The sequence below is a fragment of the Sphingobium mellinum genome (assembly GCF_037860795.1).
Lineage (GTDB): Bacteria > Pseudomonadota > Alphaproteobacteria > Sphingomonadales > Sphingomonadaceae > Sphingobium > Sphingobium mellinum.
On record NZ_JBANRK010000010.1, the window covers coordinates 43,201 to 56,344 of the forward strand.

At 61.3% G+C, this 13,144-nt stretch carries 8 protein-coding genes; 5 read left to right on the top strand and 3 right to left on the bottom strand.

The genetic code is table 11. The features are described from left to right. Positions 1 to 66: 66 nt before the first annotated feature. From AAC640_RS11970 to AAC640_RS11980, 3 genes are all read right to left on the bottom strand, one after another. Positions 67 to 630 carry a hypothetical protein gene (locus tag AAC640_RS11970; RefSeq protein WP_340266549.1) on the bottom strand — a complete coding sequence of 188 codons (564 nt, stop codon included), beginning with the start codon at positions 628 to 630 and terminating at the stop codon, positions 67 to 69. A 61-nt stretch (positions 631 to 691) separates the two neighbouring features. Further along, positions 692 to 1,666, bottom strand: coding sequence for a ParB/RepB/Spo0J family partition protein (locus AAC640_RS11975; RefSeq protein ID WP_133722776.1), 975 nt, complete (start codon positions 1,664 to 1,666; stop codon positions 692 to 694). A gap of 251 nt (positions 1,667 to 1,917) precedes the next feature. Next, positions 1,918 to 3,120: an AAA family ATPase gene (locus tag AAC640_RS11980; protein ID WP_041380274.1), complete on the bottom strand. Its 1,203-nt coding sequence runs from the start codon at positions 3,118 to 3,120 to the stop codon at positions 1,918 to 1,920. Positions 3,121 to 3,668: 548 nt separating this feature from the next. Between AAC640_RS11980 and AAC640_RS11985 the strand changes: the two genes are divergently transcribed. From AAC640_RS11985 to AAC640_RS12005, 5 genes are all read left to right on the top strand, one after another. Continuing rightward, complete coding sequence (locus AAC640_RS11985) at positions 3,669 to 4,973, top strand: replication protein RepA (RefSeq protein WP_340266551.1); 1,305 nt, start codon at positions 3,669 to 3,671, stop codon at positions 4,971 to 4,973. A 402-nt stretch (positions 4,974 to 5,375) separates the two neighbouring features. Further along, a complete protein-coding gene (locus tag AAC640_RS11990) occupies positions 5,376 to 5,696 on the top strand; it encodes a single-stranded DNA-binding protein (protein ID WP_021243468.1) in 321 nt (106 codons plus the stop codon). An 82-nt stretch (positions 5,697 to 5,778) separates the two neighbouring features. Continuing rightward, entirely contained in the window at positions 5,779 to 6,678 is a 900-nt protein-coding gene (locus AAC640_RS11995) for a DUF7146 domain-containing protein (protein WP_340266555.1), read from the top strand. A gap of 69 nt (positions 6,679 to 6,747) precedes the next feature. Continuing rightward, positions 6,748 to 10,965: a strawberry notch-like NTP hydrolase domain-containing protein gene (locus AAC640_RS12000; protein WP_340266557.1), complete on the top strand. Its 4,218-nt coding sequence runs from the start codon at positions 6,748 to 6,750 to the stop codon at positions 10,963 to 10,965. A gap of 123 nt (positions 10,966 to 11,088) precedes the next feature. Beyond that, positions 11,089 to 13,143, top strand: a complete 2,055-nt coding sequence (locus AAC640_RS12005; RefSeq protein ID WP_340266559.1) for a ParB/RepB/Spo0J family partition protein — start codon at positions 11,089 to 11,091, stop codon at positions 13,141 to 13,143. Position 13,144: the final 1 nt, after the last annotated feature.

The window sequence follows — 13,144 nt, forward strand, 5'->3', positions numbered from 1 at the left end:
CTCGAGATGCTCGGTCGCCATGCTCGCGCGGACCGATCAATCACAAGTTGGCTGAACTTGCCCCGGCTACTTCATTCGATGGAGGTAACGGCCACTCCCCTCCCCTGCCTCGCCATTGCTGACAAAGCGCTTCGACTGACGCCGCGGGACAGTGAGGCCATCGTCGCGCGCTTTCTTCGCCAGATTGCCGAGGCCGCGGCAACGGGCCTCCAACGGCTCGATGCCATGGAGGAACATCGCCTTCGCGCCGCGGCCGTAGCGGGCAACACCCTTCGCCCCGGCAAGCTTTTCCCACTTCTCGCGTTCTTGCAGCTTCGACCGGTTACGAGTCCGCGAGTTGTGGCTCGGCAGCTCGAGTTGAGCATATCTGGAGCGGGGAAACTTCTGGCACGCACCGCCGATGCCGGGTTGCTGGTGGAAATCAGCGGACGGCAAGCTTGGAGGACTTATCTCGTCACTGACCTTGCAGTAGCATTCGGCTTCGCGCGCCGTCCCGTCGGTCGACCGGTGGAGCCTCCCAAAGTGAGCGAGGCGCTCGATCCGTCTCTGTCCCGCTTTGATGCCGAGATGGCTGAGCTCGACGCCATGCTCGCCCGCCTCGGCGTAGTTTCGCACGTCGGCGATGAGCAAACGTAGCCAATCTCCCCGAAGCGCGGCATGCTCCCAGCCCCATCGGTCTCGTTCGACCCAGTCAGAGAAGGCCTTCAATGGCCTTGAGCACTTCGGCGGGACTCGCACCGGACTTGGCAGGCACCTTGATCGTGAGGCCCCCTCCCCTCGCCTTCGTGTAGCGTAAGATCACCTTACCCCCCTTCCCCATCACTTCCTTCTCGCCGGCGGGCTTTGGGAGGGGTGCCACCGTGGCTTTGACCAGACGCTTCGCGACTTCAGGCCCGCTTAGATTCAAGCCCTCGCGCGAGCGCTGCTCCGCGATCCGATCGGCCTCGTCTCGCATCTTGACAAAGGCTTGGGGATCGCCGGCGAGGGGCTTGATGTCCCGCGCGACCCGGACCGTGATGTCGTGCGTGTCCGAAAATGCTTTGACCAGTTCCTCCGGCAAACGAGCGACGTCGAGCATGCGGCTGAGCCAAGACTTAGACAGGTTGAGATGCTCGGCCATCTGCGATTGCGACCCGTCATAAAACTCGGCTAGCGCGACGCTGTATTCCTTTGCGCGCTCCCAATCTGAGATGTCCTTGCGCGACCGGTTCTCGACGTCGGAGACGCGAAACGCTTCCTCATCGGTGACGTTCTGAATCGTGATCAGATAGTCATATTCGGGATGGTGATGGTCGCGCAGCCACCGCACTGTCCACCAGCGTCGGACCCCGGCGATGATCTCATATTCGTGGTCGGGATCATCCTTGAGGCGGCGAACGATCGCCGGGATTCTCTGCTTCTTGGCGGACAGGAATGAGTCGATCAGGTCGCGGCAACTGTCCTCGGTCAAATGGTCCAGATCGCGGTTGTGCATCCGCCACGGGCGGCATTTCGCGGGATCAATCCACTCGGTCCTGTCTGCCACAGACTTCCCGGTCGCCAAGCGTGCAAGGGTCTGGCTACGGCTTGCCATGATGCCTTCGGCCGGCGCCGATTTGTCGAGCGATTCCTCGTCGTCGAGTCCCTCCGTGAACATGGCGCCGAAGCCCTTGTTACCCTTGCTCATAGGCTCGCTCCTTCTTGGATTTGCGCCGGCATCAGACCATCCAAAATGCAGGAGTTGCCACGTGGCAACTCACCGGACGCTGGCCCGTTACAACGGGAAATATCTGATCGGCGGCGTTGCATCTCTGATGTCTCAATATCTTGTTTTTATTTGATTTAGTTCTCGGTTGCCACGTGGCAACCAACATTCGCGCAAGGGCCACATCGGCACTCTGATGGCTTTCTCTGATGCACCGTTGCCACGTGGCAACTTCAGACTTGGTCCCCTGCCCTGCTGGCCCAAGTCCGCAGAACATCTTGTTCGATGTCGCGGCAAACCTCGTTCAAGTGCTTCATGCACCGGTTATAAACCTCGTGCGAGGTCACTGGTTTTTCGAGTTCAAACACCGTCTTCATCCGCGAGCTCGCATTGTCGATCTCCGCGCTGGTGACCATCACCGACTGCGTCATCGAGCCGCCGAAAACCTGCCGCATCATCGACAGGATTTCCCGATGCATCGACTTAGTCTCATCCACTCGGCTGCCCACCAGTCTAATGAAATTATAGGCGGGACGCCCCCGCCCCGCGAGCTTCTCAAGCTGCTTCATAGTCGTGCGGGTCATATCAATGAAGGAGACTGTCGATGCGAAATCGACGAGGCTGGGCGGCACCGGGATGACCATCGAATTCGCAGCCTGCAGCACGGCCATCGACACCATGCCGAGCGCGGGTGGCGGGTCCATGATCACGATGTCGTAGTCGTCGACCACCGTATCGATCGCTTCAGCAATCAAATCGATAATTTCCATGTTTTGGTTCTTCGCCATGTAACCGGCGATTTCATATTCCAGATTGTAAAGCCTCAGGTTCGACGGAATGAGGTCGAGGCCGTGGAAGTGTGTCTTGCGGATGATCTTGCGCACGCCGAGCAGCTCGGGGTTATGGAAGTGCCCGTAGAGCGTGTCTTCCTCCTCAAGATCGACGTCGGGCCGGTACCCGAACATCATCGTCGAGGACGCTTGGCTATCGCAGTCGATGAAGAGCACCCGATAGCCATTGATCGCAAAGTGCTGCGCCAGATGCAGCGCAATCGTGGATTTTCCGACACCACCTTTAAAGTTGCACACCGAGATGATCGCCGGCGTGTCGGTCGGCTCCCTCCAGGGGCGGGTGCCGAATACCTCACGCATATGGTCAAGTTCTTCCAAGGTATATTGCACCCTGTGGCCGGAGGCGGTGCGATCACGGCTAGGCAAGCGTCCGTCGCGCTCAGCTTCTCTGATCGCCGAGGCGGTGCGGCCGACGAGCGCCGCAGCTTTCGAGATCGGAAAAGTTGGGCCGCGTTTGCTGCCGGTCTCGGGATCGACCGCGCTGTCGCGAATCCGTTTAAGGATCGTTAGCGCTTTTCGATGCAGGACGTCCAAGCCGCCCTCGATCAGGTCTTCCGGTTGAGCTAAGGTTGCATCAGTGGCCATAGGGGTCCGCTTCTGTGGGTTTGATGAGCCTCAATAGCCGCGTTGGCAGTTTTGATCAACGAATTGGCCATCAAACTTGCAAGTTGACCGATGATCTCCGAGCCGTTGGCCGATTTGCTAGCGCAGCGGCCAACGCAAAGGGTGCCGCGACCGATGATCTCGGAGCGCTTCTGACTGGCGGCGTTGTTCGGTGCCGAAAAACGATGCATCGCAACCGACCTGTGGATAACTACCGATGATCTCGGTACTTTCCGATGATGTCGGTGCGAGAAATAGATGATGTCGGTGCGGCTCGACCGATGATCTCGGAGCCCATACCTATACTTAGAATCAACCTATAAAAATCCGATTCGCGAATCGCTTTGATTTTCAGATTTTGAAGAGCGAGGAGTAAGCAGAAGGCGAAAACGGCACCGACATCATCGGTAAGTTTGCAAGTCTCGGGCCCTATTTCCCGTCTAAACTGCCAACGGGGTTGATTTACCTCACCAAACCTGTTGAAACCTGCCTATCACAGCCCCCGGCAGATTCGGGGGGAAGGGCAGACCATGAATGGAGATCAGCATAAGCCGCTAGGGCACCAGTACGCATTAGCCATGCTCACCGGCGGAGAAGAAGGCGTGCGTAAGCTCGCCACTTCCGCTGGCACCCAGCTAACAATCGACGCCTTTCTCCGCGTTCAGGACGAGGAGCCTGTACCAGCGTTCCTCCATTCCGCGCTTTGCGCAATGTCGCTGCCAACGAAGCGGCCCAAGGACGACACCCAGCCGATCGTTCGGGAAGACGGCAAATACGCGCTCGCTATCAATCCGAGGCCCGTGCTCCAAAACATTGATGGCAAGTCGGTCATGCGCAGCCTCGGCGTACCCTATGGCGCTTATCCTCGCGTCGCCTTGATCTACCTCTTGTCGCAAGCGGTCATGAAGCAGTCGCGCGACGTTTATCTCGGCAGAAACTTCACCGAATGGATGCGTCGCCTGGGCTACCAAACCGTATCATATGGTCCACGCGGTACGGCAAACCTCATGCGGGAGCAGGTCGATCGGCTGCTGGCGTGCGAATGGCAGATCCGCTGGGACGGGACCGAAGCCGACGGTAATGCTTTTGCGGTGCGGGACGTCAAAATCTCCAACGAATATGCCGGGTCACTCGACAAGAATGGCTCTTTTGCGCGCGAAATCCGCATGTCGGAAGCGTTCTACAGCCATCTCATCGATCACGCGGTCCCGCTGAACGAGGTCGCGATCCGGGAGCTCAAGGGCACGCCGACGGCGCTAGACCTTTACACCTATCTTGCCTACCGTTTGCCGCGGATTGGGTCCGACAAGGGCCAGGTGATTTCGTGGGACCAGCTCGCCAAACATCTCGGCAACGAGGCTGACAGCAAACGCTTTCGCCAAACCGTTCGTGAGACGATGCAGATCGTATCGGCGGTGTACCCGAATGCAAACGTTGACCTATCGGGTCGGAAAGTAGTTCTACACCCGTCGCCAGCGCCGATGGAACGCAAGCTCGTGGGACCCCACCTACGGCTGATCGGCGCTGCGGCTGATGAAACGGCACCGAGATCATCGGTCAAGGGCCGTCGCGAGCCTGCAGTAGCCGCTGCAAAGGACGCTGAACCTCTGCTCAGATTCCCATCGGGGTCTCTCAGTTTTGGCACTCGCGAATCAGTGTTCCGAGAGATCGGCCTCACAAAGGGAAAACCGTGGTCCGTCGATACGATGGCCGATGCGTTCCGCGCCGGATTTCCCGATATTAAGAGACCGCGTTCAGAAAAGGAGTGGCTTCGCGTCTGGGACGCTTTCGTCGTACGGTACGCTGAGCGGAGGGCGAGTCGGCCTGACGACTGACCGATGATCTCCGAGCCGTTCACGTTGAAAATGCTCTTGGACGATTCTGTCTCATTTATCGGCAGGAGGAAAAAGGGGAGGGGACTGAACACCTGAGCATGAGGTGAATTCGGTCGCTCCCTACTGTCAGCGAATTCAGCGTAAGCCATTGTTTTATTGGCACTAAAGTGTCGGCGTCACGCGGACAATCCTCCAAAGCGCATCGTGCAGCTTGGGGTAGCATCAAGAGTTGGCTCTGAGATCTGCCTTCCCCCTATCCAGGGGGATACCGTGCATATCACCTTTCGAGATAGCATGCGTGTCTCGCTCGCAGCTAGGATCCACTTTGCGACCAAAGGCTCGGCGCAACAGCAGCGGGATCACCGCTTTGCCGTAGACAGGTAGACCCAGTGAGGAGGCCGCATGATCAATTTTGCCAAATTCGAGATCATCGGACGGATCGGTGAGATCGACGCCAAGCCCAAGGTCACGAACATCTCGGTTTGCGCGAACTATCGCCGCCGCGGAGAGGGCGACCAGTGGATCGAGGATAGCTACTGGAACCGCGTCGTCATTTTCAGCGACGGCCAGCGGAAATATATCGATGAGAAGGCCCAGGTTGGCGATCTCGTGCGGATTGCCGGACGGCTCCGTGACACCTCCTACGAGCGCGATGGCACCACCCACTACACGACCGACCGGATCGTCGAAGAGTTCGGTGTGCTCGCGGCAAAAGCGGCATAGGTCGTAGGAGGCAGCGCCCATCGGGCAAGAGGGGAGGGGGCAGGCGCGGAGCGAACCTAAATCTTCAATAGGAGTTTCGCTTATGTCAGCCACCATCGACGCAGCGGTTCGCGCCAAGCAGATCGTCGAGAGCTTGGGTGGACGCTGGTCTGGATCGCGCGGAGAGTGCCGTTGCCCCGCCCATGACGATCATTCCCCCAGTCTTTCGGTCCGGCTCGGCACCAAAGCGATCCTGTTCAAATGCTTTGCGGGATGCACATCGACCGATATCCTCAAAGCTCTCGATCGTCAGGGTTTGCACGATCGAGAGCCGATCCATGTCGAACCGCGCGCGCCCTCACGCGATCTGAGCGGTTTGGCCAGGTTATTATGGCAGCACAGCATCCCCATCGTCGGCACACCGGCTGAAGCCTATCTTCATGCTCGAGGTCTTTATGCGACAACGCCCAACCTTCGCTTCAATCCGCAAACGATCATAGGGAAGGGCAAGGATCGGCGCAGCCTTCCCGCCATGATCGCAGCGGTGAGAAATGAGCTGGGCCTGATCGCGGTCCACCGGACCTTCCTCGACCCTACCGATATTTTGCAGCGTCCCTTCCGCAAACCCAAGCTGGCGCTGGGTCTGCTCGGTTCAGGCAGCGTGCGTTTTGGTGAGCCGGATGACGTTCTGGGCATCGCCGAGGGGATCGAAGATGCCCTGTCCGCCATGGAATGGTTCCAAATGCCGGTTTGGGCCGTGCTTGGTGCCGAGCGCTATGCCCATGTCGGCATTCCGTCCCATGTGAAGCGCGTCATCGTGTTCGGTCAGCGGAACAAGGCGGCGAAGATCTGTCTTAAGAGGGCGGGGGAGCACCTTGGAGCCAACGGGCGAAGGGTCGAGGAATGGCTCCCATCCGAGCATGACGATTGGAACGATGCTCTGCGCGATCGGCTTGCCCGCAACGCCGTTCCTCGCACCGTCATCCAGACACACACCCACTGAAGAGAGGAGAGGAGGCCTCCGGCTTGTTGGTTCGGTGATGGGCACCGGACGATACGATGGAGGCCTACAATGCGCACCTCAGCCGCTGCTCTCGAACTCGATTTCACCGAACCATCCATTACCGCCGCGAACGCGGTCTATGCCCTGCTGCGCAAAGGTGACGGCGTGGACCGGCCTGGCCTTCTCCGGGCGATGGTAACGGCTTATCGCTCAACTGCTGCTGACGGGCGTTGGTCACTCCGCGATGCCTATGATGTTCTGGAGCTGGCCCAGGTCCTGCACCTCGCCAAGCTCGACCTGCCGCAAGAGCCCGCCGAGTGCCTTGCGGCCCTGACCGCGCTCACCGCATCCCTGCCAACGCATACTGTGCGCAGCGAAGAACAGGTCGCGCTCCAGCAATTTTCGACACCGGCTGCGATTGGCTACTTTGCTGCACTCGCCGTCCGCATCACCACAGCCGATACCGTCCTGGAGCCCTCCGCCGGCACCGGGCTTCTTGCCGTTTTCGCCGCGCGCGCTGGCGCCAAGCTTGTCCTCAACGAGATCGATCCGGCGCGCGCTGACATGCTCCAGGCAGCATTCCCCACTGCACCGGTCAGTCGCCACGATGGCGAACTCATCAACGATCTGCTGCCGCTGTCGATCCGCCCGACCGCCGTGCTCATCAACCCGCCCTTTTCTCGCAGCATCGGTCGACATGCCGACCCGCTTGCCGCGTTCCGCCACTTGCGCGCCGCCCTGAAACGGCTTGATGCCGGGGGGCGCTGCGCCGCTATCCTTCCCGATCGCGTGGATACATCAAGCCGCGCCTGGGCGAAGGCGACCGAGGGCTGTGCGATCACGCTCCACGTCGAACTGCCCGCCAACGCCTATGCCAAACATGGCACCAGCCAGATCGTGAAGCTCATCGTTCTGGAAAAAGGCGTTCAGGATGACGTTGCCATCGTTCGGTGCAACTCACTCCCCGAAGCGCTCGCGACGATCATCGCTTCCGCGGCCATCGTTACGGAAACCCCGCGACTCTCCCCAGCGCGCCTTGCACCAACCCGTACGCGCGCATCCCTGCTCGGCGGCCTCTCGAGCAGGCCCCGGCTTTCGGCCCCGATCGCGACGGCCGCCCAATCTCTCAGCGCGCTTGATATCGGCTACACCGTCTTTGCTGAACCCGTACCGACCGGTGAGGCGGTGGGGGTGTACCTGCCGTATCGGCCAAGCCGCATCGCCATTCCCTGTGCATCCGCGCATCCGACCGCTCTGGTGGAATCGATCGCCATGGGCTCGATTACGGCACCGCGGCCGTCTTACGTTCCGAAGCTGCCGGCCGGTGTGGTCGACAACCGGGTGCTGTCCGACGCTCAGCTCGAAACGCTCATCTACGCCGGTGACGCTTTCGCGCGCGACATCTCCGGTCTGTTCAAGGCGGCCGAGGAAGGGTTGTCGCTCGCGCCGGACCAAGACGGTCGCCCTTATCGGACCGGGTTCTTCCTTGGCGACGGCACGGGTGCCGGAAAGGGCCGTCAGGTCGCCGCCATCATCCTCGACCAGTGGCTACGCGGGCGCCGCAAGCACATCTGGATATCTAAGACCGAGACCCTGCTCGAAGATGCACGTCGCGACTGGACCGCAGTTGGCGGTCTCGCGCTCGACATCCAGCATCTCAACCAGTGGAAACTGGACTCGGCCGTAGGCGCGGCCGAGGGTGTGCTCTTCCTCACCTATGCGACGCTCCGCTCCAACCGGGGGGATAAGGGCACTCGACTTCAGCAGATCCTCGACTGGGTCGGTGACGATTTCGAGGGCATGATGGTGTTCGACGAGGCGCACGAAATGGCGGGTGTCGCCGGCGGCGAAGGCCGTTTCGGCACCAAGGACGGATCCGATCAAGGCATCGCCGGCGTGCGCTTGCAAAACCTGCTGCCTCGTGCCCGCGTCCTCTACGTGTCGGCAACCGGCGCGTCGGACGTCAACAATCTCGCTTATGCCACCCGGCTTGGCCTGTGGGGTCCGACCACCGCCTTCGCCGATCGCCGCGCATTCGTCGACAGTTTGCGGCGCGGCGGGATCGCGGCGATGGAATTGATCGCCCGCGACCTGAAGATGCAGGGCCTCTATGTCGCCAGGGCGCTCAGTTTCGCCGGTGTCGAATATGACATCCTCGAACATCGCCTGACGCCCGATCAGGTCGAGGTCTATGACGCCTATGCTGATGCGTGGGCGATCATCCACGCCAATTTGCGCACCGCGCTCGATGCCACCCGGGTGACGGACAGTTTCTCCAATGACACCTACAACAGCGGCGCGAAGGCCGCTGCGCTGTCGATCTTCGAATCCACCAAGCAGCGGTTCTTCGGCCAAATCCTGATCGGCATGAAGCTGCCCTCGCTGATCCCGGCGATCCGTGCCGATCTGGCCCGGGGGGAGAGCGTCGTGATCCAGCTCGTCTCGACGTCCGAGGCGATGCTCAACCGGGCACTGGCCGCGCTGAACGCCAAGGACCGGGCGAATCTCGACATCGAGCTTTCACCCAAAGAGTTCGTCATGTCCTATCTCACGGCCGCCTTTCCCGTCCGTCAGATGAAGACCTTCGTCGACGACACCGGCAAGACGCGCTCCGAGCCTATGTCCGACGAGGACGGGCGTCCCATCTTCAGCCAGGAAGCGCTCGAGATGCGCGACAATCTCGTCGAGCGGTTCTGCTCCCTGCCGATCGTGGGGTCCGCCCTTGATCATATTATCGGGCACTTCGGGGCCGATGCGGTCGCCGAGGTGACGGGACGCAGCCGGCGCATCGTCATCGACGCGCACGGTCGCCAACGAATCGAGAGCCGTTCGCCGCGAACAAACCTTGCCGAGACCGACGCCTTCATGCGGAACGAGAAGAAAATCCTGATCTTCTCCGATGCAGGCGGCACCGGGCGCAGCTATCACGCGAGTCTCACCGCCGAGAACCAGTCGCGCCGCAACCACTATCTGCTCGAACCCGGTTGGCGCGCTGACGCGGCCATCCAGGGTCTCGGCCGCACCCATCGCACGCACCAGGCAACCGCGCCGCTGTTCCGTCCGGTATCGACCGACTGCCGCGGCGAGCGGCGCTTCATCTCGACGATTGCCCGCCGCCTTGACAGCCTTGGTGCCCTAACACGGGGCCAGCGTCAGACAGGCGGCCAAGGTCTGTTCGACCCGCGGGACAATCTCGAAAGCGACTATGCCAAGGAATCCCTCGAAACATGGTTCCGCCTGCTTGCCGACGGCAAGCTGCGCTCGACCACGCTTGGCGAATTTCAGACCCTGACCGGACTTGAGCTGGAGGGCGAAGGCGGCGGGCTGAAGGAGGAGCTGCCGCCCATCCAGCGCTGGCTCAATCGTATTCTCGCGCTGCGCATCGCGCTGCAGAATGCGATCTTTGATGAATATCTCGGCCTGATCGAGGCCCGGATCGAGGCGGCGCGCGAAGCCGGCACGCTCGATCTCGGGGTTGAAAGCATCAATGCCGAACGCATCACGATCCTTGATCGCACGGTCATCCGGCGCGACGAGACCAGTGGCGCCGAAACCGAGATTCTGCGCCTTGAAACGGAGGAGCGCTACAAGCCGCTCCCGCTCGACCGTGCGTTGCGCATCCTGGGCGATGACGCGCGTCCGATCGTCAATCGCAAGTCCGGCAGGGCCGCGATCCGGTGCAGCACCTATTCGCTTACCGATGACGATGGTGAGATCGTTCGCCGTTACGAGCTGGTTCGGCCGACCCGTTCCGAGCGGATGCGGCGGGATTTGCTGCTCGAAACGATGTGGGAAGAGACCAGCGAGGAGGAATTTTCGGCGCTGTGGCAGGCCGAAGTCGAGGAGATGCGGGACAAGACCCGCACCAGCACGCTCTATTTGGTCGCCGGCCTGCTCCTGCCGGTCTGGGATCGCTTGCCCGATGATCATGTTCAGGTCTGGCGCCTGAACACCGATGACGGCCAATCTTTCCTCGGCCGGATCGTTCCTGCGCCACTGGTGTCGAAGCTCGCGGACGCCTTCGGGATCAACGCCGCCATCACCGTGTCAGGCGACGATACCGCAAAGCATGTGATGAGCAGCGGCGAGACATCGTCCGTCGGAGCCTACCGGCTCAAGCGCAGCCTAGTCGCCGGCCAGCAGCGCCTCGAACTGCTCGATTGGCCGCACACGCGGCTTGCCGAACTCAAGGCGGCCGGCTGTTTCACTGACATCATCCAGCACAGGACGCGGATGTTCGTTCCCGTCGCGAATGCCGCTGCCGTCATCGAGCGCATCGCCGCCTGACTATCCAGCTCCTCTCTCCGCGCCCAGCGCAGGAGAGGGGAGGGAGCCTTCGGCTTTGTGGGCCTGATGAGCAGGCTCGCGTGACCGTCGAGGCGGCACGCCAGTTCCAGATGGAGACGAAAGATGATCCAGTCCGTGAAGGTCAAGAACCTCTCGCTGTCGAAGGACAATGTCCGTAAATCGAGCCGTGAGGCCGGTATCGACGCCCTAGCCGCCAGCATCGCAACGCAAGGCTTGTTGCAGAATCTCATCGTTACCCCGCTCAAGAAAGCGGGCCATTTCACCGTCAAGGCGGGCGGTCGCCGGCTGCGCGCACTCCAGAGCCTGATCGATCAGGGCAGTCTGCCCGTCGACCATGTCGTGCCCGTCCTCGTCCTGACCGACGACGACAACTCGGTCGAAGCGAGCCTCACCGAGAACTTCCAGCGCGTTCCTATGAACCCGGCGGATGAAAGTACCGCGTTCAACTTCCTCATCCAGAAGGGAATGACCGCCGAGGACGTTGCCAAGCGACAGGGCGTCACCACCCGCTTCGTCGAGCAGCGGGTGCGGCTTGCCGAGCTTGCACCAAGCGTGTTCCAGGCGCTCGCCGCTGGCGAAATCACCCTGGGGGTCGCCCAAGCCTATGCCGTGACGAGCGACATCGATCGTCAGGCTCGCGTCTTCGCACAGATGAGCACCTCCTATTACGGCGATCAGCCTGACAACATCCGGCGTGCTATCCTCAACGGGACGATCAAGGCGAACGATGCCAAGGCGCGGTTCATCGGTCGCGATGCCTATGTCGCTGCAGGCGGTCGCATCGAAGGTGATCTCTTTGCCGCCGAGGGGGACGAGAACTGGATCGACGTCGATCTTCTCGAGGATCTTGCCGGCAAAAAGCTGGAGGCGGCCGCAGCCGAACTCGCGCAGTCCGAGGGCCTCGCATTCGTGACGCCGATCGCGGCCACCCACGTTCCCTATGATCTCGAGCGTCAGCTTCATGAGTTTCACGCGCCCGCGCGGCCGCTTAGCGAAGCGGAAAGCGCGCGTGTCGAAGCGCTTTCGGCCGAAAATGACCAACTCGTCGAGCAGCTTGAGGGCGAACTGACCGATGGGACGCCGGAAGCCGACGTCGCGAACGATCGTCTCGACGAGATCGAACGGGAGCTTGAAAGTATCGAGGAATCCCGTCGCGAGATCGATCCGGCGGTCCGGGCGCAGATCGGGACGTTCGTCTATATCGGCGGTGATGGCGAAGCGCGTGTTCACACCCGCATGTTCAGCGAGAAGCCCGTTGTCGATCCGAATGCTCCGCCCAAGGTGACGGGCGGTGGCAATGGTGACGACGGCGCCGGCGACATCGACCATGGACCCAAACTCAGCGCTACGCTGATCGACGAGCTGGCGACCCAGCGCCGGCAGATCCTCGTCGCCCACATCGCCAGTGATCCGGCGTTGGCCCTAGACCTCACCATCTTCCTGATGGCGCAGAATGTCGTCTTCGAGCAGAACTACGTCCGCAACCACTCGACGCTCAAGTCCAGCGGTGCGCAATTCCCGATCTTCGGCTTCCGCGACGAAGGGTCGATGGCGTCGCAGACCATCGAGGATCAGCGCCAGCGTCTCGATACGAGCTGGGCCGGTCACAAGACCATGACCGAGCGTTTCGACGCCTTTCGTGCGCTCGACGACGAGGCACGCGGCAGTTGGGTGGCCTTCTCGATCGCGCGCACGCTGGAGCCGAGCCTGAATGTTGCCGAAGGCGGACGGTCCAACGGGTTCCATGACCATCTTGGTCGCGCGCTCGACATTCAAGTCGAGCATTGGTGGCGCCCGACGGCCGAAAACTTCTTCGGCCGCGTCAAAAAGGATGTCATGCTCGACGCGCTTGAGGCGATCGGCGGGCCGATCCTGCGCGGCCGCTACAAGGATGCCAAGAAGGGCGACCTTGCCGCGACCTGCGCCTCGCTCTGCAACGGGCAGGGGATCGTCGAGGCCGAAATCCGCGAAAAAGCGGCGGCCTGGCTGCCGGATGCGATGCGCTTCGACGCCATCGAAAAGCCCGAGACCATCGCGCTGCGATCGACCTTCGTTGACGAAACCGAAGATGTCGATCCCGGCGAGGATGGCGATGACGAGTCGGACATCGAAGACGCGACACATGACGGTCAGGAGGATTTGAGCGAGGCAGCCTGAC